Consider the following 22,683-nt stretch of genomic DNA (forward strand, 5'->3'; position numbering starts at 1 on the left):
TGGAGCTACACTTACACCATTGACATTCCGGACTTCGTGGCAAACATGCCGGCTGACGGAAGTTCAACCGTAGATTGTCTGGCTGATGCTCAGGTTCAGCCTACACCACCAGCGGTTAATGATTACTGTGGTAATCCAATTACCCCAACCTTGGTGACCACACCTGCCGACATTTCTTGTGCTGGTGATATGGTCTGGGTGTTTAACTATGAAGACTGTGAAGGTAACAACCATGACTGGAGCTACACTTACACCATTGACATTCCGGACTTCGTGGCAAACATGCCGGCTGACGGAAGTTCAACCGTAGATTGCCTGGCTGATGCTCAGGTTCAGCCTACACCACCAGCGGTTAATGATTACTGCGGTAATCCAATTACCCCAACCTTGGTGACCACACCTGCCGACATTCCTTGTACTGGCGATATGGTCTGGGTATTTAACTATGAAGATTGTGAAGGTAACAACCATGACTGGAGCTATACTTACACCATTGACATTCCGGACTTCATGGCCAATATACCTGCTCCTGGCGCTTCAACGGTGGAATGCATTGGAGATGCAACAGAACCGGTTCCTCCGGTAGTGTCTGATGCTTGTAGTGGCGAAACGACAGTGGAATTAGTCGGTGTCACAGATGCACCCGATCCAATTACCAACAATGGAACAAGGACTTATACGTTCCGCTATTTGGATTGTGCAAATAATGAGGCGATGTGGACGTATGTATATACCATTGAAGATACTCAAGATCCAACAATCACCTGTCCGACTACTGTTTCAGTTCCTGCTGACCCGGGAGTTTGCTATACTTTGGCAGAGAACGTAGACTTGGGCACACCAACAACCGATGATAACTGTGCTGTGGCTTCAGTAACGAATGATGCTCCGGTCCAATTCCTGGCAGGAGATACACCAGTGACCTGGACCGTGACGGATGTCGCGGGTAACACGGCAACTTGTGTGCAGATAGTAACTGTTTATGATGCAGAAGACCCAGCCGTAAACTGTCCTGTAAGCGAAGATCAGGTAGTAGAAGCCAATGAGAGCTGTGCATATCTGCATAGTGGAACCGGATGGGATGCCATGGCCACGGATAATTGTGGCGTGAGTAGCCTAAGCTATGTCTTGACAGGAGCAACAATCGGCTCAGGCGATACGACGCTTGATGGGGTTGAGTTTAACCTGGGAGAAACAACGATTACCTGGACTGCGGTTAATGGAACCGGAAATGAAGTAAGCTGTAGCTTTAATGTTATCGTTAATGATGTGAGTGCGCCAACCTTTACCTGCAACGACCTGATGGTAACATTGGATGAAAATGATTATTATGCTATTACGCCTGAGGACTTAGCATTACTGGCTACAGATATTCAGGGAGAATGTGATGAAGATGTATCAGATTTTACCATTTCGGTGGATACTCAGGAGTTCACCTGTGAAACAATGGGAGAGCAAACAGTGACGGTTAGCGTAACGGATGCTTCCGGAAATACCTCGACCTGTGAAACCACCATCACTGTCATGGATATGGTTGATCCGGTAGTTGAATGTGCCGGCGATGTCGAAGTCACTTTGCCGTCAGATGAAGATTGCATGGGCTTTGTAACCGTTCCTGCTCCGAGCTATTCTGACAATTGTGGAGTTGCCTCAATTACCAACGATTATAACAATACAGCCGATGCCAGTGGCGAATACCTGGTAGGCGAAACCCTCGTTACCTGGACCGTAACTGATAACTATGGAAATACGGTGACCTGCGAGCAGCTTGTTGTTTTGAGAACTGCTCCATTGGCGGTTGATGATCAGGTTGATGTCAATGAAAATGAGGAGCTGGTGATCTACGTGTTGGACAATGACCTGGATTGTGATGAGAACCTGGATAATACCAGTTTAAAAATTATAACTCCACCTGCAGAGGGAACGGCAACTGTCAATGTCGATGGTACAATACGTTACAAGCCCAATGTTAGTTATTATGGCAACGATCAGCTTAGCTACCAGATTTGTGATGCTGATGGCGCGTGTGCCGAAGCGGTTGTTGACATTACCATTGTTCCCAATGATGACTTGTTAATTCCGAATGGATTTTCACCCAATGGCGATGGAATCAATGATTATTTCCGGGTTCGCGGAATCCACAAATACCCCAATGCACAAATTGAAATTTATAACCGCTGGGGAGTTAAAGTGTTTAAACGCGATCGTTACGGAGATATTGGAATGTATGGAAATCCCGGCGCATGGTGGGATGGAAGGCCTAATGTGAAGGGAACTTCGAATTCAGAGATTCTTCCGGAAGGAACCTATTTCATCATTCTGATTCTGGATGGATCGAATGTGCACAAAGGAACGCTATACATTAACCGTTAAAATGAACTGAGATGAAGATGATTAAGAAAATGTCAAAGTACGGGATAAGCTTACTGTTGTTACTATCTTCAGTTACAGCTTCATTTGGACAGCAAGATCCAATGTATAGTCAATACATGTTCAACATCCAGGCATTTAACCCGGCCTATGCCGGAACCTGGGAGAGCATTGGAATTATGGCTTTGGGTCGCCACCAGTGGGTTGGTTTTGAAGGCGCACCGACCACGTATACCTTAACGGTGCAGGCCCCTTTGCGTGGCAAGAATGTGGGGCTGGGCTTATCGGTCATCGACGATGAAATAGGAATTGTCAAGCGGCTGGCCATTTTTACCGATTATTCGTATCGCTTGAAGTTGTCGGATGATGTCTCTTTGCGATTCGGATTAAAAGCAGGCTTCACCAACTATGAAAATAACCTCGAAGCTTACCGCTTATATGTTCCGGAAGGAGGGAATGATCCCGCTTTTCAAGGGGTTATTGACAAGAAGTTTATGCCCAACTTTGGGCTAGGAGCTTTCATGTATTCCGATAAGTTTTATGCCGGATTCTCTATTCCGAAATTCCTGCAGAATGACTTTGAGAACGGGGTGGAAAACTATGACACCAATTATGAGCTGCGGCACATGACCTTAATTGGTGGTTACGTGTTTGAATTCAGTGATGCAGTGAAATTTAAACCCTCATTCAACGCCCGGTACATGAAAGGTTCGCCGATTGTAACGGATATCAATGCCAGTTTCTTGTTTGCCGACCGTTTCTGGATTGGAGCGATGTACCGGACAGCGGAAACCTTCGGCTTCAATACCCAGTTCATTATCAACGAAAAGCTGCGGTTGGGCTATGCCATTGACTTTAATACCTCAAACATTAGCTCTTATAACGATGGAATTCATGAGGTGATGATTTCCTATGAGTTGAATTTTGTCAAGTCTCGTTATACTTCACCGCGCTATTTCTAATGCTAGAAAAACTTACTGATATGAAAACAAAATACATACTTGTCGTAACATTCATCCTAATCAGCTTTAGCAGTTGGGCGCAAAGAAGCCTGTTTGATGGCGTGAACATGACGATTGACACCTTATCAATCAACACGCCTTACAGTGATTTTGGGCCTGCGATTATTGAAGATGAATTGGTTTTTCTATCCTTTAGCGAGAAAGACGGGAAGAAGTCGGATAATCAAAACAAGGTGTTTTATGACCTGTATTCGACCAGCTTAAATGCTTTTGGCGAAGTCGTGAGTGACCGGAGCCGGATGGGTTCTGTGGTGTCGAAATACCATGAAGGGCCTTTAGCCTATTGTGCCAATACGGGGGAACTGTTTTTAACCCAATCCAATTGGCAGAATCCACAGGAAGAGAACATGGTGTTCATTAAGAAAAATATTCGGCTGGGAATTGTGGTTTATGAGAAGTCAGGAACGAGCTGGCAACTTAAAGAACGTCTTCCCTTCAACAGCAGTGAATATTCGGTGGCACACCCAACCATTAGTGTTACAGGCGATACCTTGATTTTTGTGAGCGATATGCCAGGCGGAAGCGGAGAGACTGACCTGTATTACACGGTACGAACTGCTGATGGCTGGTCAGACCCGGTGAACCTTGGACCTAAAGTGAACAGTGGCGGACAGGAGATGTTCCCATTTCTGAATACCGACGGCACCTTGGTTTTCTCGTCTGACGGTTTTGGAGGTGCGGGAAAACTGGACTTGTTCTACATTAAATTTCCGATTCTGGCATCCAGCCAACGTGCTACGTTTAGTGGCGACATTAATTCGCCGGCTGACGACTTTGGCATGGTGGTACACAACAACCAGCAATCGGGTTATTTTGCATCCAATCGGGCTGACGGTATGGGCAGCGATGATATTTACTTTGTCCGGTTCGAAGACTATGTGTTTGATGTTATCACGATGTCAAGTAAAACCAAGGAAATCCTGGCTGGAACACATGTCAATATCATCGATGAAGAAGGCCGCGTAGCTGCAAGCGGTTCAACCAATGATGAAGGTAGGCTGGAAGTGAAACTGGAAGGCAATACGTCCTACACCTTGGTGGCTACCAATGAAGAGTATATGGAAAAAGTACTCGATTTGAATATGGCCGACCAAACCAACTTTGTGGACGGAAATCTGGAAGTTTACCTGGATCCTGAATTCGCCTTTAAAGGGCAGGTGGTTGACATTATGGGCAATGTGCCTATTCCGGATGCTTTGCTGACGGTTTCGGACGGCACGAAGGTTGACTCTATTTTAACCGACGATAAGGGCACATTCCGCTACAACCTTGAATCGGACAAAAAGTACCGGGTGGAAGTTGCTGCCTACAATTATTTCGGAACAGAAATCGAATTCAATACCATGGGAATGGATATGGGCGTATTTGATTACCTGATTCAGCTTTATTCGCTTGATGCCGGCTCACGTATTGCGTTGAAAAACATCTATTATGATTTTGGCGAGTGGAACTTGCGTCCGGAGGGTAAACGGGAACTGGACCGCTTAGCTAAAGTTCTTGAAGAGTACCCCGATATTCAGATCATACTGGAATCGCATACTGACTCGCGTGGCACCGATGAATACAATATGGAGCTGTCGAATAAACGTTCGGAAGCGGCAAACGACTATTTAATCTCGAAGGGGATTAGTGGACGACGGATAGACTGGGTTGGTTTTGGCGAAACTCAATTGGTGAATGATTGCGATGGTAGCATTCCATGCACCGAAGAGCAACACTACGAAAATCGTCGGACGGTGGTTGAAATCCGAAAATCGAAAGTAACCCGAAGGGCTAAGGGAAATATTTTCTACTTCTAAATGATAGACATGCTTAAATGAAATCGGGCTGGGAAAGAGTTTCCAGCCCGATTTTTTTATCAGCTATACCGTTCTATTTTTTGATCAACCCATCAATCTTGAGAGGAACTTTAAGTCCTTTGGCCGATTCGCGGCGGGTTAACAACATGGGGGCTGAAACGCCTAAGGATAGGGCCATCAGAATAAAGAAGGCATTCAACCCGTTATGTATGGTTTCTTCCAACAGTTGGTTGAAGGTGTTCGGATCAATGTTTTCCGTGAGGCGAATAATGCCAAGCATCATGCGGTAGGCAAAGGCCCCGGGCACCATCGGGATTACGGCAGGGATGGCAAAAACAAATGGGGGAGCATGTTTAAAATGAGCTGCCCCGATACTCAGAAACCCCACCAACATGGCTCCGGCAAAAGAAGCGAGTATAATTCCAGCTCCCAGGTGCAGGGTTAAAAGCTTGACCGCGCCGCCCAGCGCCCCCAGCAAAAATGTTACCCAAAGGGTTCGCTTGGGAACGTTGAATAAGATGGCAAAACCAATTGCGGCAAATCCGAGCCAAATCCATTTTTCAAAAAAAGTTAACCATTCCATCGTATCTGTAAATTGAATGCGCGTTTGCGCGGGTTGTAACTAGTAAAGTCTGAAAGAATCAAGGGTTAAATGTTGTAAATCAGAATTGCACACAATAAGCCGATTGCAATTGCAAAGGCGATGATTAATCCGAACATGCCCCTAACAATGCCGTTCATTAAGTTTCCGTCCAGTAAATCGGAGAGCGAATTAATTAGCGGGATACCCGGAATCAGGTATAAAACCGAGGTTGCAAAGGCAAAGTCAGGATGGGTTCCAAGTTGAAGTTTTACGGAAGCACCGGCAATTAAGGACGAAACCAAGGCTCCAAAGAAAATGCACAGGTAAGGGTTGAACCCTTTTTTAACGGCTTCCTGCCGCACAAATAAACCGGCAAAGGTTGCTGAAAAAGTGATGAGCATATCAATGAAACTTCCTCCAAACAAACGGCAAAAAGAAGCTCCGGCCAAACCAACCATCAGCAAAATAACCAATCGGGGATAGTGGGGAAGTGCTTTTAAACGATCAACTTCCTGCTGAATATGATCCAGATCCCATTTTTCGTCAACAATTTGCCAACTCATGCGGCTAATTCCGCTCACAATCCGGAAGTTGGCTCCATGCGGTGACGTGCGTTTCAGCCGGCTGAAAAAATAATCTTTTTCTTCGTCATAAAGCGTCAGCATTAAGGCGCGGTGCGTAATTAAAAGTTCGGCATTATAGCCATAACTGTTGGCAATGCGCATGACAGTCATTCGAATACGCGAGGTATTTGCGCCGGATGACATTTGCAGTGCTCCAATTTCAAGAAGCAACTTACAAAGTTTATTGATCATATCTTGTTTTGTGCTCATGGTCAGCTTTTTGGATCGTTTATTTGACAGCGCGAAATAACTAAAAATATCGGCGATTTATGCGTAATGAAATCGTTGTACTAAACAATTTAAAGTATTGTTATTATCCTGTTTTTTTCATCGTTGATATAGGTTTATTGTACCTTAATTTCCTGAGGGAAATTCAGGCTTTATGCACACCTCTCATACGTAATCGATGGATAATAGGGTTATAGTCTGAAAAATTGGTCAACCGTTTTGTGCTTAGATACTGTCGAATGCAGAAGCAGGACAGCCATTGTTTCGCAATTTTCAGCATCCATTCCAGCCTTATTTTGAAGGTAAATGCACTTCTGAACATTCTTGAATCTTCTGCGTTTTTTCAATAGAACCAATTGTTAATGAAAAGTTTGCAGAGTATTTCGCATTTTAAATAATCTAATTTTCAATAAAATCTCAAAAACTATGGAAGAACAATCAGGTAATGTTAGTAAGTGTCCCGTTACGGGAGCAAGAGGAAAGCACAGTGTTGGAGCCGGAGGAACCAAGAATCAGGATTGGTGGCCCAATCAACTCAATCTTAATATATTGCGACAGCATTCGTCTTTATCCAATCCGATGGGTGAGAAGTTTAATTATGCCGAGGAGTTCAAAAGCTTGGACCTGAAAGCGATCAAGAAAGATCTTCACCAGCTGATGACTAACTCACAGGATTGGTGGCCAGCCGATTTTGGGCATTATGGCCCCTTATTCATTCGTATGGCCTGGCACAGCGCCGGTACCTACCGCACAGGCGATGGTCGCGGAGGCGCCGGAGGAGGACAACAACGCTTTGCTCCGCTAAACAGTTGGCCCGATAATGTCAACCTTGATAAAGCCCGTCGATTGCTTTGGCCTATCAAGCAGAAATATGGCCAAAAAATTTCCTGGGCCGACCTGATGATTCTTACCGGAAATGTTGCTCTGGAGTCGATGGGGTTTAAAACGTTTGGATTTGCCGGAGGTCGTGAAGATGTTTGGGAGCCGGAAGAGGATGTTTATTGGGGAGACGAAACGACCTGGTTGGAAGGTGACAAACGTTATTCCGGTGATCGGGACCTGGATAATCCATTGGCCGCGGTACAGATGGGGCTTATTTATGTCAATCCAGAAGGACCGGATGGAAACCCGGATCCGCTTGCTGCAGCCAAGGATATTCGCGAAACTTTTGCCCGGATGGCTATGAATGATGAAGAGACCGTGGCCCTTATTGCCGGAGGTCACACCTTTGGGAAAACGCATGGAGCGGGTGATGTTGCTCATGTTGGTCCTGAACCCGAAGCAGCCGGCATGGAAGAGCAAGGTTTGGGATGGAAAAGTACCTTTGGTTCGGGCAAAGGGGGTGACACCATCAGCAGTGGACTGGAAGTTACCTGGACACAAACGCCTGCCAAGTGGAGCTATTACTTTTTTGAAAACCTGTTTAATTACGAATGGGAGTTAACCAAAAGTCCGGCAGGTGCCCATCAATGGAGAGCTAAAAATGTTGGTGACGTTATTCCGGATGCGCATGATCCTTCTAAAAAACATGTGCCAACCATGCTAACCACCGACCTCTCCTTACGCTTTGATCCTGAATATGAAAAAATATCACGGCGGTTTTATGAGAATCCGCTGGAGTTTGCCGAGGCTTTTGCTCGTGCCTGGTTTAAGTTGACTCATCGTGACATGGGCCCCCGGGCACGTTATTTGGGCCCCGAAGTGCCTGATGAAGAATTGCTTTGGCAAGATCCAATCCTTGAAGTGGATCATCCACTGGTGGATGAAAAGGACGTTGAAGCGTTAAAAGCTCAGGTGCTAGGTGCAGGTTTGACGGTTTCTGAATTGATTAATACAGCTTGGGCTTCGGCTTCCACCTTCCGCGGATCAGACAAACGCGGTGGAGCCAATGGTGCGCGTATTCGTTTAGCTCCTCAAAAAGATTGGGAAGTAAACAATCCGGCTCAACTCCAAAAAGTACTTCAAAAGCTGGAAAATATTCAAAATGATTTTAACAGCAGTCAGACAGGCGGAAAAAAGATTTCGCTGGCCGACCTGATTGTTTTAGCCGGTTGTGCAGGCGTTGAAAAAGCGGCTAAAGATGCTGGCAATCCGGTAAAAGTGCCTTTCACGCCGGGGCGCATGGATGCCTCTCAGGAACAGACCGATGTTGAGTCGTTTGCTGTTTTGGAGCCTGCTGCTGATGGATTCCGCAACTATTTGAAAACAAAATATACTATTGCCACCGAAGAGTTATTGGTTGATAAGGCGCAGCTGCTAAACTTAACTGCGCCAGAGATGACTGTTTTGGTTGGAGGTATGCGTGTTTTAAATACCAATTTTGACCAATCGAAACACGGGGTGTTTACATCTCGTCCGGGAGTGTTAACCAATGACTTTTTTGTGAACTTGTTGGATATGCAGGTTGCATGGATGCCAACCGATGATTCGAAAGAAACCTTTGAAGGACGCGATCGGACTTCGGGCGCAGTTAAATGGACGGGCACACGTGCCGACCTGGTTTTTGGATCGAACTCAGAGCTTCGTGCCCTGGCAGAAGTGTATGGTAGTGCCGATGCACAGGCGCATTTTGTTAAGGATTTTGTAGCAGCCTGGAATAAAGTGATGAACCTTGATCGTTTTGATCTGGCTTAAAGGCATGGCCAGAAAAATTGAAGTTCATAGGATAAAAAAAGAGCGGTGGTCAGCTATTGACCACCGCTTTATATTTTGTACCGCCCCAACTCAGGAAGCTAAGGCATTGGCTGCTTTGTTAGGAAATAATTCCCATTTTACGCATCAAAAAGTTGGCATTCATGGTAGAAGTGACACCGTCGGTCAGTTTATAGTCAAACAGTAGTTCCTCCTCAGTCAGCTGAATTTCGAAGCATTTATTGGTAATCTGCTTCGGATATTTCTCAGCCAGATCGGTCAGTTTTAAGTCGTGTGTGGCAACCAGCCCCACCGCATGAAGCGAAATTAACTGTTCGATCAGTTTAATGGAACCGGATAATTTATCTTCGGAATTGGTGCCTTTCAACATTTCATCGATAATCACAAACACCGGATTTCCGGCTTTTATTTCATCCAGAATGAGTTTCAGGCGTTGCAATTCGGCAAAAAAGTACGATTCGTCGTTTTGCAGGTTGTCGGTGGTGCGCATGTTGGTGAAAAGCCCAATCGGTTTCATGCTAAACCACGAAGCATTGACCCGGCAGCCGTTCATGGCTAAAATCATGTTGACTCCAATGGTTCGCAGAAATGTACTTTTCCCGGCCATATTGGCACCGGTAATAATCGCGATTTGTCCTGCTCCATTCATCCGAAAATCATTCCCAATATTTTTTGCCTCTTTTATCAGGGGGTGTTTCAGTTCGTTAGCCGTCAGGTGAAAACTGTCTTCTTCAAATTTGGGTAAGGTCCATTCCGGATGGTTGTGGTTGAGGTTGGCAAGGCTCGACAGGGCATCAAACTCAGCCAGTACATGAAACCACTGCTGAATGCTTTTTCGGTGACGCATTTGCCACTGGTACAATTTGAACGAGCAGCGTAAATCCCACAATAAAAGGGCATTCAGAACCGATGCAATGAGGAGATTGTTGCGGTAGTCAAATTCGGCCATTCGTTTTTGAAGCTCTTCGACGGCTTCACTGGCTTTCTGCTTTCCGGTCAGTAATTGATCTTTCAGCCCGTTTAAAAGCGGATCCTGAAATTCCTTTTCTTCAATAAGTAGCAGGAGTTCTTTGTAATTCGACAAGCGTTTGGCCTGGCTTCCAAACAAGGAATAAAAAGCCTCAGTTGTATTTTTATAGGCGTAGAGAACAGCACCATTAATCAACAGCGAAGCTACAAAAAGTGCCCAAGGCACATTCAAAAACTGGCACAATACGAAGCTAATCAGGGTGAGCAGGGGTAACAAAAGCAAGACTTTTTGGAGTCGCTCTGGTTTCTTTATCTCAAGCTGCTCGGTAATTTTTTGCAGAAAGTTGAAATCCTGTTTATCCTTGGTATGTCCTTTTGCGGCAAAAAACTGGCGCCACCGGGTATAATTGGCTAACTCAAGTAGTGCCTTTTGCAATTGCTCAAGACGTTTGAGGTTGGTTTCGGGTTCGCTTAATTTGTTGGCCAGTTTCTTTTTCCCCAGTTGGCTTACCGTGCGGTTGATAAACTGAAACAAGGAGCCTGGACCAAAAAGATCCAGATCGTAGGAATAGGAATGATGCGGATCGGTAAATTCACTGCCGCCTTCAAAGTTACTGTAGTCCTCTTCCAGGGCTGCTAATTCGTGCTGGTTAATTTTGATCAGGTTGGCAAAGAGTACTTTTTCTTTTTCCTTTTTCAGAAAAACTTTGATCCAATAAAAAAACAAAGCCACGCTTATCAATGCAACGGACCATGCTAACCACGATGATACTTTTGGTAAATAAATAAGCGCCAGCACTGCCACAACAAAGGCGGCTAATCGCAACAAGGCCAGCTGCCTGATTTGTTTTTTGATGGAAGCAAACCGTTTTTGGTCGTAGGCCAGAAACTTGGAGTATTCCTGAAAAAGCGCTTGATTCATTTTAAATAAATTGAGCATGCATAAGCTGGCTGGTAACCAGTAGCAGAGTTGAAGTGAAAATTAGAAATACCAAAAAGATAACCAGCGTTTCCTGGTTGCTGAGCCTGGTTTCTGCTAGTTTGGGCGTCTTTAATGGTAAAAAATAATTTTCAATCACCATCAACAGTTTGTATAGGAGAAGACCTATACCGATGCCAACCAACATGCCGGTTAAAATATCGAAAGGGTAGTGTACTCCCAGGTAAATTCGGGTATAACTGACCAAACCTGCCCATAAAAAGATAAAAACCTGGTAGCGGGCATTTTTGAATATTTTGGCTGTAAACATGGCTACCCCAAAGGTATTGGTGGCATGGGATGAAAAGAAACCATACAATCCTCCTTTGCGGTATACATTGTGCACCAGGTGTTGAATATCCGGATCGTGGGTTGGTCTCAACCGCTTAACCGTTTCTTTAATCAACACTGAAAACTGATCACTAATGACAATAACCAAAGCAAGCAGAATAAGAATGACCACGGCTTTCATCCGGTATTTTCGAATGATAAAAAACAGCAAGGTGAAGTAAAAAATACCCCAAGTTGCGGTTTGGGTGAACAGGGTCATTACAACATCCCAAAAGGGGTTGTGAATTCCGTTGAAAAAGAAAAAGATGGATTGATCGAGTTGGTTTATGGTTTCAATAAATGCAATCATGAGGGATTCAAAATTTGCCAGATTTTATCTTTTAGTTGCAAAATGCCTTGGTTGGTGACCGATGAAATAAAGCTGTGTGGGATATCGCTGAGCTCAGCACTGATTTCCTTTTGCAGTTCTTCATCCAGGAAGTCAGCTTTTGTGATCACCAGGTAACGTTCTTTATCCAATAATTCGGGATTGTATTTTTCAAGCTCATTAAGCAGAATATTGTATTCTTTTCGGTGGTCCTTACTGTCGGACGGAACCATGAACAGCAACATGGAGTTACGTTCAATGTGCCGAAGAAAACGCAAGCCAAGCCCTTTACCTTCGTGGGCCCCTTCAATGATTCCGGGAATGTCAGCCATTACAAACGACTGGTTGTCGCGGTAGGACACAATTCCTAAGTTCGGAACCAAAGTGGTAAACGGATAGTCGGCAATTTTGGGTTTAGCAGCAGAAACAACAGATAGTAAGGTTGATTTTCCGGCACTAGGGAAACCAACCAAGCCAACATCTGCCAGAATTTTTAATTCCAGAATTTTCCAGCCTTCTTCGCCTTCTTCACCCGGTTGTGCATAGCGGGGCGTTTGATTGGTGGCCGATTTAAAATGAGTGTTTCCCAGACCACCGCGTCCGCCTTTGGCCAGGTATTGGGTTTCACCATCTTTGGTAATTTCAAACAGAAATTCGCCAGTTTCTCCATCTTTGGCAACTGTTCCTAAAGGGACTTCAATAATGATATCCTCGCCATTGGCGCCAAAACTGCCGTGCCCGCCGCCCGACTCTCCATGGCCGGCATACACATGTCTTTTGTAGCGCAGGTGAAGCAAAGTCCACATTTGTGCGTTTCCTTTTACCAGTACGTGGCCGCCACGTCCTCCGTCACCTCCGTCAGGTCCTCCTTTCGGCACAAACTTCTCGCGGCGCAGGTGAGTCGATCCCTTACCACCATTTCCGGAGCGGCAAAATATTTTTACGTAGTCAACAAAGTTTTTTTCAGACATGGTATGATCTTGTTAATGTGCAAAATAAACAAAAAAAGACGAATGTGCTCTATACATCCGTCTTATAAATATGGTATATGGCTGGTTAGAATGAACCAACAGCCGCTTTTAGTCGAGCTGCAATTTCTTCTACTGTTCCCATGCCATTGATCCCAACGTGTTTGTCTTGGGCTTCATAGTATTCTTTAATAGGAGCTGTTTTTTCATTGTAAACCGAAATCCGGTTTTCAATGATTGAAACATCCTGATCATCTGAGCGTCCTGAGGTTTTTCCACGGAACAACAGACGGTTAATCAGTTCTTGTTTCTCAACTTCCAGGCTAAGCATGCCAGTAATTGGCGTTTGGTTTTGCTCCAACATGGCGTCCAGGGCTTTTGCCTGATCTACCGTGCGAGGGAAACCATCAAAAATAAAGCCTTTGGCATCCGGATTGGCGGCCAGCTTATTTTTAATCATTTCAATAACAACATGATCAGGAACCAGTTCACCTTTATCCATGAATGCTTTTGCGGCAAGTCCTTGCTCAGTTTTTGTTTCAATTTCGTGACGTAAAATGTCACCGGTCGACAGGTGAATCAATCCAAAATTTTGAATAAGAAATTCAGCCTGGGTTCCTTTTCCGGCCCCGGGAGGCCCAAATAGAATCAGATTTAACATGCTAATGTGTATATTTTGGGTTTTTAGTGTATGCTGCTGTTATTCCACCACTTTAAAGATGTCAATCAAGTTACGGCCGCGCCCGTCGTAATCCAGGCCATAACCTACAATAAAGTCATTGGGGATTTCAATACCCACATAGTCCAGTTTGACATCTTTTACCAGGGCATCTGGTTTTAAAAGCATGGTGGCCACCTGAATCTCTGCTGGATTCATAGCTTGAAGTTGCTTGACCGTATTGTCAATCGTGATTCCTGAATCAACAATATCTTCCAAAATAATGACAGTTCTTCCTTCCAAACTCTCATTCAAACCAATCAACTCTTTAACTTCGCCGGTTGTTTGAGTTCCGGAGTAAGAGGCCAATTTCACAAATGAAATTTCAGCGTCTAACAGGGAAATGCGTTTAAAAACTTCGGCGGCAAACATGAATGAGCCATTGAGGATGCACAAGAACAAGGGATTTTTCCCTACTAAAGTTTCATTCATTTTATCGGCCATATCTTCAATTACTGACCGAATTTTTTCATAGGGAATGAATAATTCAAATTCCTTATCTAAGATCTTTATGTTACTCATTTGGTTGTTTTTTTCGTTAATGGAAAGATGAGTTTCAAATCTGTATATTTTCAATTATTTTAGCTCTGAAATTAAAAAGTACAAAGAAACAAAAATTAATTGAAAAGATGGAAGCGAAAGTTAGTATCATCATGGGAAGTACTTCGGACTTGGAAGTAATGGAGAAAGCAGCGAAAATTTTAGATGAGTTCGAGATTCCTTTTGAAATAAATGCCTTATCCGCTCACCGGACTCCGGAAGAAGTAGAGCGTTTTACAAAGAGTGCGAAAGACCGCGGAGTGCAGGTCATTATTGCAGGAGCAGGAATGGCTGCCCACTTGCCGGGGGTTATTGCTTCAATGACTCCGCTACCGGTTATCGGTGTGCCTATTAAAGCAAGTTTGGACGGTATGGATGCCTTATTGGCAATTGTACAAATGCCTCCCGGAATTCCTGTAGCTACGGTGGCTATTAATGGTGCTCAAAATGCAGGTATTCTGGCTATCCAGATGATGGCGCTGGGTGATGCCGCATTGATGGAGCGTTTGGTGGCATACAAAAGCGATTTGAAAGAGAAAATTGTAAAAGCCAACCAGGACTTATCGGAAGTAAAGTACAAGTTCAAAACGAATTAGTATTTGCATTAAGTTATATTTTTTGTAACTTGAAGATGCTTGTGGCTTAAGGGTGTATTATTTACACCCTTTTGTTATGATTAGAACTTTGGTTTTTGTCATATTCGTTTTGCTTGTCAGGACTGGGAGCGCACAGGAGCTCTTTCGTATTCCTGCCAGGTTCCGCTCCCTGGGGAATGCCAGCGTGAGTTTGCAGTCTCCGCTTGCGGTTTTCTCAAATCCTGCCGGCTTTGCCAGTGAAACAACGATGGCTTTTGGCGCGCAGTATGAGAACCGGTTTATGCTGAGTGAATTGAGTATACGCTCCGCATTTTTGCTGCTGCCTGTTGGGCAAACGAACTTTGGGGGCTCTTTTTCCCAATTCGGAGCGTCTGACTATCATGAAGATAAACTTTCCCTTGGGGTGGCTAAACGCCTTTCTTCCCGCTTCTCTGCGGCAGTTCAGTTTCATTATTTTAGTTTGAAATTGCCTGAAAACCGGCAGCGAGCGACTACTGTAATCGCTGATTTGGGGGCGCAATATCAGCTGGCTGATGACTTTTGGCTCGGTGCTCAGGTTTTTAATCCTCACGAGTTGGCTGTTGAGGACTTACATCTTGAACTTGATTATCCCATGGTACTTCGCCTGGGTGCCCACAAAACTTTTGACAACCTGCTTTTGGTGGCCTTCGAACTCAAAAAGCACGGGGAGCAGGCACTTGGAGTGAGCTCTGGCATGGAATTGCAGCTTAAAAAACAACTCCAGTTGCGTGTGGGAATCGAAACGCAATGGTCGTTGTTTTCGATGGGAGTGGGCTATTCTCTTAAAGGGATCCAGACAGACCTGACGTTTAGCTACCATCAGTATTTAGGATACTCGCCTTCATTTTCAATTTACTATCAATTACCATGAAAAGAATACTTATAACGTTGTTGGCGGTGTTGTTGGCATGGAGTTTAGGAGCTCAAACCACAGGCGTTGATCTTCAGTCGCAATTGGAGGAACTGGTGGCGAGTGTACTGGAAGAGAATGAAAATGCGGATGTGGAGCAACTGTGGAGTGAACTTGAATGGTTGCAGGAGCATCCTCTGAATATCAATCAGGCCGGACGGGAGGATTTTCAACGGCTCTATTTTTTATCCACCTTACAAATTGATCAGCTGCTGGAATATCGGGAAGAATATGGGCCAATCTATTCGCCGTTTGAACTGAATGCAATGGAGGGATTTGACCCGGAATTGATTCAGCTTTTGCAGGTTTTTGTGATGTTTGGGGAGGAAGCCTATGAGCCGGCAAGCTTTGGGGCAAGACAAGAACTTATGCTGCGGGCCATTCGATTGGTTGAAACACAAAAAGGCTTTCGGGAACCCGCGAAATATGAAGGATCGCCTGAAAAGTTATATTTACGTTACCGATTTTCGTCACCCGGGCTTGCTGCCGGTTTAACCTCAGAGAAGGATGCCGGTGAATCATTTTTCAGTGGGGCTAACCCTTATGGGTTTGATTACTACAGTGCTTTCGCAGCTATTACCTTGGGTCAAGGTAAGCACCAGGTGTTTTTAGGTGATTACCTGGTACGCTTTGGACAAGGGTTGACGGCCTGGCAGGGATTCTCGCTTTCAAAATCAGCTGAAGTGAGCCAAGTGGCCAAGTTCAATCAGGGTATACGCAGCTATTCTTCCACCGATGAGAATAACTTTTTGCGTGGAGCAGCTGCCCGCTTTTCAATTCGAGATTGGACGTGGCATACTTTTGTGTCGTATAAGAGTTTTGATGCGAATCGGGACAGTATTGACGGGGAAGCGGTTTTTACGTCTTTTCAGTCATCGGGCTTGCATCGCACTGCCAGCGAAATTGAGGATAAAAATTCTGTTGAGGGACTGACTACAGGAACGAACTTAACGTATGCGGCTGAACGCTTTTCGATCGGGCTTTCAGCGGTTCATTTTCGTTATGAGTTGCCGTTGGCACGAAGACCGGCTGATTACAATTTGTTCTATTTTGAAGGAAAGCAGCTGAGCAATGCTGGTTTAAACTATCAATGGGGCATGAACCGGTATTATTTCTTTGGCGAAGCTGCCTGGTCTTCGGGAGGGGGATTGGCTACCATGCATGGGCTACAAGCCAGTCCGGCAGATGCGGTTGAATATGCTATGGTTTATCGCAACATCAGTAAAAAGTATCAGGCACCGCTGGCCGGCTCTTTTACCGAAGGAAGCCAGGTTAATGATGAACAGGGGATTTACCTGGGGCTGGTGATTCGGCCTGCAGCCAAACTTAGCTTACGCATGTATGCCGATTTTTTTCAACACCAATGGGTAAAATACACCACGGCAGCACCGGCACGAGGAAGAGAATACCTGGTGCAGGCGAATTATAAGCTCTCGGACCGATGGGATATTTACAGTCGCTATTTTAGGGAGTGCAAGCCTGTTAAGGTTTCGGGAACCTACACTAAAATGAATCTGGATCAGACACGACAAAAACTTCGCGTGCAGCTGAATGGAGCTGTGGGTGAACGTTTCTTGCTAAAAAGCCGGATGGAGTGGGCTTGGTATCAGCATGATCAAAACGCGGAAGGTTGGTTAGTCTTTCAGGATTTAGGATATAAAAACAAGCCGAATACAACCAATTGGTGGTTGAGATTGGCTTATTTTAAGATAGATAACTATGATTCGCGGATATATGCTTACGAAAATGATTTGCTCTACCAGTTCGCCGTTCCTGCTTTTTATGGGGAAGGCATTCGCTTTTACATGAACGGAAAAGTTAAAATATGTGAAAATATTGAAGCCTGGATGAAAGCTTCAAGGAGCTGGCTTCTTGGTGTAAACAGCATTGGTAGTGGCAATAGTAAGATTGATGGAAATCAGCGAACAGAGGTTAAATTTCAGTTAAGATTCAAGTTTTGAGTTGCATTTTATATCTTTGCCGCCAAACCAAAGGATTGGAGCGAAAATGAGCTACGACGATATACGGCCTTATGATGACCACGAAGTCAATCACTACATCAACGTACTGCTGAAGGATAATGTTTTCCAGCAAGTACTTCAGTTTATCTTCCACGATGAAAAGGAGCGGGAAGCTGCAAAACAAATGCTCTCTAAAATTGAGAGTGTTGAGGAACTGCAGAAGACTTTCATGTACACGCTCATCAAAGACTGGATCATTGATAAAACAACCAGCGGAATCAGCTGGAGTGGTTTGGATCGATTGGATCTGTCGAAGAGTTATTTGTTTATCTCAAATCATCGGGATATTATTCTCGATTCGGCTATTCTGAACTACATCATTGTTAATGCAGGGATGAATACAACAGAAGTTGCCATTGGTAATAACCTGTTAATTTATGATTGGATTGTCCACGCAGTAAAACTGAACCGGGCTTTTGTGGTTAAGCGTAACCTGCCGGCGCGTGAGCTATTGGTAGCCTCGAAAAAGCTGTCCAATTACATTCGGGAAGCGGTGACCAAACGCAATCGGTCAGTATGGATTGCGCAGCGCGAAGGAAGAACCAAAGATGGTTTTGATCAAACGCAGCAGGCCTTGTTGAAAATGCTGAACCTGAGTAATGACAAGAGTTTTGTTGAAGGTTTCCGCGAATTACAGATTGTACCTCTTTCCATTTCATACGAGCGTGAACCCTGTGGAATTTCAAAAGTTGAGGAGCTTTATAAACGCGAGTGCTCCGGGTTTGAGAAAACACAGGCTGATGATATGAAGAGTATGGCCTTTGGATTGACCCGCCCGAAAGGACGTGTACATTTTGCTTTTGGAAAGCCTATTGATGCTCCGCTGGACGAGTTTGCTAAAGCCGAAACGGTGAATGAGAGCATTCAGCAGTTGGCCAGCTACATTGATTTGCGCATTTACCGGAACTACAAGCTTTGGCCCAACAACTACCTGGCTGCCGATCTGTTGAATGGCAAAACAGAACATGCGGACAAAGTAGATGATGCCACGCGTGAGAAATTCTCAGAACTGCTTGAGGATTTGGTAAAGACAATCGGGGAAGGCGACCCAAAACGCCAGCAAGAGCTGTTCATGCAAATGTATGCGAACCCCGTATTAAATGCTGAAAAATAGGCAAGAGAAATAGCCTGTTATTTTGTTATTGGGCGGAGTAGGTTCGTCCAAAATGTTAAAGATCCTTTCTTTTACAACTCTGGCATTCATTTTGATAGGTGCTAACTGGTTTTAAAAGAAAGGGTTTTTATTATGAAACGATTCGTTTTTCTTTTTTATGCATTTTTTCTGGCATTTGGATATGTGTCAGCGCAGGATGCACAAAGCACGGAGAAAACAATCCGGCAATTGATAGAGAGCAAGCAGTTTAAGTTTACAGCCAGGTCGGTTACACCGATGAGCGGTGCCACCATAAATTTAACATCTTCTTATGATCTGGTTGTTGACAGTTCTGAGGTGGAAGCCTGGCTTCCCTTTTATGGACGGGCCTATCAGTCCGACTATGGAAGTACGGAAGGAGGCATTAAGTTTAAAGAGCAAGCAAAATCCTACGAGATCGAAGTGAATGAAAAGAAGAAAATGATTGAACTTCGAATTCAGGTGGATACCACCAAGGATACTTACAAAATTTACATTCATGCTGGGGAAAGTGGATATGCCAGCATGAATATCTCGTCAAACAGACGACAGTCCGTTAGTTATTACGGAATCATTGAGGGGCTGGAAGAATAAAAAAAGGCAGGTTGAAACCTGCCTTTTTTTATGAATTCATATAATTGTAAACGAATCTTAGTCGTTTTCAACGTTTACTTCTTTTGCTTCACCGGGCAAAATCAGGTTAAGCAAAATGCCAACCACGGCAGCAAGGCCGATGCCCGCAAGAGAGAAATTACCCCATGATATCGCTGCTCCTCCAATTCCTACGGTTAACACGAGTGAAACAACCACTTGATTTCTGATTTTTCCCAAGTCAACTTTCGAGTCGATAAGTGTTTTGATACCTACTGAAGCAATCAAACCGAATAGCAACAGCATAATGCCGCCTAAAACAGCTTGTGGAATGGTTTTTAGGATACCACTAATTTTACCGATTAAGGAAAATACGATGGCGGTTACAGCCGAAACTCTCAATACGAAAGGATTGGTAACTTTGGTCAGTGCAATTGCTCCGGTAACTTCCGAGTAAGTGGTGTTGGGTACACCGCCAACCATTCCGGCCAGTCCGGTTGCAATACCATCGCCCAGCAGGGTGCGGTGCAAACCTGGTTTTTCAATGAAGTTTTTATTAGCCACACCCCCAATAGCATACATATCACCCACGTGCTCGATGATAGGAGCCACAGCAACAGGAATCATATACAAAATAGCTCCCCAGCTTAATTGAGGGGTGACGAATGCGGGCAGACTGAACCAAGCCGCTTCTTTGATGGGAGTGAAGTCGATGACACCAAAAGCCAGACCGGAAAGGTAGCCGGCAACAATTCCAATAAAGATAGGAATGAGTTTGATTAGTCCTTTGGTAAAAACCACAACAATGATGGCCGTTGCTAAGCTGATACTTGCAATTCCCCAGTGGGTTTTAGCCATATCAACACCGGCACTTGCCAAAGATAAACCAATAATCATGATGACCGGTCCAACAACAGTGGCTGGAAAGAGACGTTCAATAAGTTTGATGCCACGCCATTTAACGATGGCTGAAACGATTGTATAAACTACACCTACTGCAATGATTCCGGAAAAGGTTCCGGGTAAGCCATACAGTCTGGTGGCTTCGATTATCGGGGCAATAAAGGCAAAACTACTGCCCAGATAAACAGGGACCATGCCTTTGGTGATGACGTGAAAGATTAAGGTTCCGATACCGGCAGTAAACAGCGCAACGGACGGATCAATTCCTACCAGAAGTGGAACAAGAACGGTTGCTCCAAAAGCAACAAACAAAAATTGTACGCCCAAAACCATATTACTGCCCGTGAATTGATTTTGGTTCTCTTTCTTTTTCAGGTTCATAATCTACTTGAAATAATTGTATTTGAATTAATATAATTTTGCGGAGATGTCGCGAATGTACAATTGGATGTTTGTTTTGCCCCGGAATTCATTTTCAGCAATGGAGTAGCAAATGTCAAAAGGCATGCCTTGGCTAATGGCTTCGTAATGATCGGCTTGGTTGAAAGCAATTGCCGGGAATACGGAAGAATTGCCTGTTGGTTCCACCAAATCCAGTTTTAGGTGTTCCTGCTGACGGCCTACGCAGCGACTCGTGCCACTGTCCAGTACGTTTTCAGTAACAAAAAGGGGTGTCATATTATGCGGGCCAAACGGCGCAAATTGTTTGAGCACCCGGTAAAATTTTGGGGTGATTTCTGAAAGCTGAATCTTAGCATCGACCTCAATCATTTCAGTTTGCTGTTGTTCGGTGATCGACCGGGCTACAATTTCTTCAAACCGTCGGGTAAAGGCAGGAATATTGTCAATTTTCATGGTTAAGCCGGCTGCGTACATATGCCCGCCATAGGATTCGAGCAGGTCACTGCAAGAGCCAATGGCTTCATACAAATCAAAATCTTTCACCGATCGGGCCGATCCGGTAGCCATCCCGTTGCTTTCTGTCAGAATGATTGTGGGGCGATAGTGATGTTCTGTCAGGCGACTGGCAACAATCCCAACCACCCCTTTATGCCAGTCACGGTTGTACAGTACCGTTGCTTTTCGTGCTTCCTGGTTGGGGTCGTGGGCAATCATGTCCAGTGCTTCCTGGGTGATGTCACGATCCAGTGTTTTCCGGATTTCGTTGTACGAGTTGATTTCGTTGCCCAGCTCAATGGCTTCTTCTTCATCAGTAACCACGAGAATTGCCACCGATTTTTTGCCGTGCTCTATCCGTCCGGACGCATTCAGTCGCGGGCCAATCTTGAAAACGATATCACTTACCGAAATGTCTTGTCCAACAAGTCCGGAAAGCTGAATGATCGTTTTAAGCCCGAGACTGGGGTTGTTGTTCAGTTTGCGTAGTCCGTAATAGGCCAGCACGCGGTTTTCGCCGGTAACCGGAACAATGTCGGATGCGATGCTGACCACGACCATGTCAAGTAGGTCGTAGAGCTCTACAATAGGAACATCGTTTTTTTGGGTGTAGGCCTGAAGCAGTTTGAATCCGACACCGCAGCCCGAAAGTTCTTTGTAGGGATAGGGGCAGTCGGGGCGTTTGGGGTCGAGAACTGCAACGGCATTGGGAATAACTTCATCCGGATTGTGGTGATCGCAGATGATAAAATCAATGCCTCGTTCTTTGGCATTTTGAATTTTTTCTACGGCTTTAATCCCGCAGTCAAGTACAATTACCAGGGTGACTTTTTGTTCCGAAGCATAATCAATACTCTGAGGCGAAATCCCGTAGCCCTCCGAGTAGCGGTCCGGAATGTAGTAATCCAGTTCTTTAATCCGGTTGCGCAGAAACTGGTACATTAGTGCTACAGAAGTGGTCCCATCAACATCATAATCGCCATAAATCATCACTTTCTCCTGATTAAGAATAGCTTGTTCCAGCCGTTCAACAGCTTTGTCCATATCTTTCATCAGAAAGGGATCATGAAGGTCGGTTAAGCGGGGACGGAAAAACGACTTGGCTTCGTCGTAGGAAGTAATGCCTCGTTGTGCCAAAAGATTGGCTATGACCATGTTCACATTGAGGGCAGCAGATAGATGTTTGATAACATTGACTTCACCTTGTGTTTTAATGTTCCAGATTTTATCCATTCTGTTGCTTCTGCCTCGTTTTATGTGCGCGATTTTAATTGCTCAAAGATAAGCAATGCGCTTTGATCTGGAAAGAAAAAGAAAGCCATTAGTTGATATTCTGTTAACAGACGGGATGGTTTTGAATCTAAATTTCAACCATTCAAATCATTAGACTTATTAGAAAATTATCAACAGAACCATGAAATCCCAAGCGGTTGATTATGTTCTCTTTAGTTTGGAAACGACTTTGGCAACGATTAAACATTTCTTTGTTATCTTTGCACAAAA

Annotated in this window: 18 protein-coding genes; 9 read left to right on the forward strand and 9 right to left on the reverse strand. The window is 44.6% G+C overall.

What is annotated here, in order from left to right; translation table 11 throughout:
- From Q1A18_RS17390 to Q1A18_RS17400, 3 genes are all read left to right on the forward strand, one after another.
- A partial coding sequence (locus tag Q1A18_RS17390) for a gliding motility-associated C-terminal domain-containing protein (RefSeq protein WP_299583704.1) occupies positions 1–2,373 on the forward strand: 2,373 nt, incomplete at its 5' end.
- Between the two features lie 11 nt (positions 2,374–2,384).
- Entirely contained in the window at positions 2,385–3,332 is a 948-nt protein-coding gene (locus Q1A18_RS17395; protein WP_299583707.1) for a type IX secretion system membrane protein PorP/SprF, read from the forward strand.
- 20 nt (positions 3,333–3,352) lie between these two features.
- The gene (locus Q1A18_RS17400) at positions 3,353–5,191 is read left to right on the forward strand and encodes an OmpA family protein (protein WP_299583710.1); all 1,839 of its coding nucleotides are present in this window, start codon (positions 3,353–3,355) and stop codon (positions 5,189–5,191) included.
- Between the two features lie 73 nt (positions 5,192–5,264).
- Here Q1A18_RS17400 and Q1A18_RS17405 read toward each other — a convergent pair whose 3' ends face one another.
- Positions 5,265–5,774, reverse strand: coding sequence for a threonine/serine exporter family protein (locus Q1A18_RS17405; RefSeq protein WP_299583714.1), 510 nt, complete (start codon positions 5,772–5,774; stop codon positions 5,265–5,267).
- Between the two features lie 65 nt (positions 5,775–5,839).
- The gene (locus tag Q1A18_RS17410; RefSeq protein WP_299583717.1) at positions 5,840–6,607 is read right to left on the reverse strand and encodes a threonine/serine exporter family protein; all 768 of its coding nucleotides are present in this window, start codon (positions 6,605–6,607) and stop codon (positions 5,840–5,842) included.
- A gap of 444 nt (positions 6,608–7,051) precedes the next feature.
- Between Q1A18_RS17410 and katG the strand changes: the two genes are divergently transcribed.
- The gene (gene katG, locus Q1A18_RS17415) at positions 7,052–9,259 is read left to right on the forward strand and encodes a catalase/peroxidase HPI (protein WP_299583720.1); all 2,208 of its coding nucleotides are present in this window, start codon (positions 7,052–7,054) and stop codon (positions 9,257–9,259) included.
- Between the two features lie 118 nt (positions 9,260–9,377).
- On the opposite strand, the gene Q1A18_RS17420 is transcribed toward katG, so the two are convergent.
- The 5 genes from Q1A18_RS17420 to hpt all read right to left on the reverse strand — a co-directional run bounded on the left by Q1A18_RS17420 (position 9,378) and on the right by hpt (position 14,091).
- Positions 9,378–11,168 (reverse strand): hypothetical protein, encoded by a 1,791-nt coding sequence (locus Q1A18_RS17420; protein ID WP_299583724.1) that lies wholly within the window; start codon positions 11,166–11,168, stop codon positions 9,378–9,380.
- A gap of 1 nt (position 11,169) precedes the next feature.
- Entirely contained in the window at positions 11,170–11,865 is a 696-nt protein-coding gene (locus Q1A18_RS17425) for a phosphatase PAP2 family protein (RefSeq protein WP_299583727.1), read from the reverse strand.
- Complete coding sequence (obgE, locus tag Q1A18_RS17430) at positions 11,862–12,854, reverse strand: GTPase ObgE (protein WP_299583730.1); 993 nt, start codon at positions 12,852–12,854, stop codon at positions 11,862–11,864. The genes Q1A18_RS17425 and obgE overlap by 4 nt, the downstream gene beginning before the upstream one ends.
- An 85-nt stretch (positions 12,855–12,939) precedes the next feature.
- Positions 12,940–13,512 (reverse strand): adenylate kinase, encoded by a 573-nt coding sequence (locus tag Q1A18_RS17435; RefSeq protein WP_299583733.1) that lies wholly within the window; start codon positions 13,510–13,512, stop codon positions 12,940–12,942.
- Between the two features lie 39 nt (positions 13,513–13,551).
- Positions 13,552–14,091 (reverse strand): hypoxanthine phosphoribosyltransferase, encoded by a 540-nt coding sequence (gene hpt, locus Q1A18_RS17440; RefSeq protein WP_299583736.1) that lies wholly within the window; start codon positions 14,089–14,091, stop codon positions 13,552–13,554.
- Between the two features lie 107 nt (positions 14,092–14,198).
- Between hpt and purE the strand changes: the two genes are divergently transcribed.
- The 5 genes from purE to Q1A18_RS17465 all read left to right on the forward strand — a co-directional run bounded on the left by purE (position 14,199) and on the right by Q1A18_RS17465 (position 19,383).
- On the forward strand, positions 14,199–14,705 hold the full coding sequence (gene purE, locus Q1A18_RS17445; RefSeq protein ID WP_299583739.1) for a 5-(carboxyamino)imidazole ribonucleotide mutase: 507 nt from the start codon (positions 14,199–14,201) through the stop codon (positions 14,703–14,705).
- A 76-nt stretch (positions 14,706–14,781) separates the two neighbouring features.
- The gene (locus tag Q1A18_RS17450; protein ID WP_299583742.1) at positions 14,782–15,597 is read left to right on the forward strand and encodes a hypothetical protein; all 816 of its coding nucleotides are present in this window, start codon (positions 14,782–14,784) and stop codon (positions 15,595–15,597) included.
- Positions 15,594–17,597 carry a helix-hairpin-helix domain-containing protein gene (locus Q1A18_RS17455; protein ID WP_299583745.1) on the forward strand — a complete coding sequence of 668 codons (2,004 nt, stop codon included), beginning with the start codon at positions 15,594–15,596 and terminating at the stop codon, positions 17,595–17,597. Before Q1A18_RS17450 ends, Q1A18_RS17455 begins: the two co-directional genes overlap by 4 nt.
- Before the next feature lie 46 nt (positions 17,598–17,643).
- The gene (locus tag Q1A18_RS17460; protein WP_299583748.1) at positions 17,644–18,771 is read left to right on the forward strand and encodes a glycerol acyltransferase; all 1,128 of its coding nucleotides are present in this window, start codon (positions 17,644–17,646) and stop codon (positions 18,769–18,771) included.
- Positions 18,772–18,903: 132 nt separating this feature from the next.
- Positions 18,904–19,383 carry a DUF4251 domain-containing protein gene (locus Q1A18_RS17465; RefSeq protein ID WP_299583751.1) on the forward strand — a complete coding sequence of 160 codons (480 nt, stop codon included), beginning with the start codon at positions 18,904–18,906 and terminating at the stop codon, positions 19,381–19,383.
- A 57-nt stretch (positions 19,384–19,440) separates the two neighbouring features.
- On the opposite strand, the gene Q1A18_RS17470 is transcribed toward Q1A18_RS17465, so the two are convergent.
- Positions 19,441–20,664 carry a solute carrier family 23 protein gene (locus Q1A18_RS17470; RefSeq protein WP_299583753.1) on the reverse strand — a complete coding sequence of 408 codons (1,224 nt, stop codon included), beginning with the start codon at positions 20,662–20,664 and terminating at the stop codon, positions 19,441–19,443.
- Positions 20,665–20,691: 27 nt separating this feature from the next.
- The gene (recJ, locus tag Q1A18_RS17475) at positions 20,692–22,413 is read right to left on the reverse strand and encodes a single-stranded-DNA-specific exonuclease RecJ (RefSeq protein WP_299583757.1); all 1,722 of its coding nucleotides are present in this window, start codon (positions 22,411–22,413) and stop codon (positions 20,692–20,694) included.
- Positions 22,414–22,683: the final 270 nt, after the last annotated feature.

The sequence above is a fragment of the uncultured Sunxiuqinia sp. genome (genome assembly GCF_947495665.1).
GTDB classification, from domain to species: domain Bacteria; phylum Bacteroidota; class Bacteroidia; order Bacteroidales; family Prolixibacteraceae; genus Sunxiuqinia; species Sunxiuqinia rutila.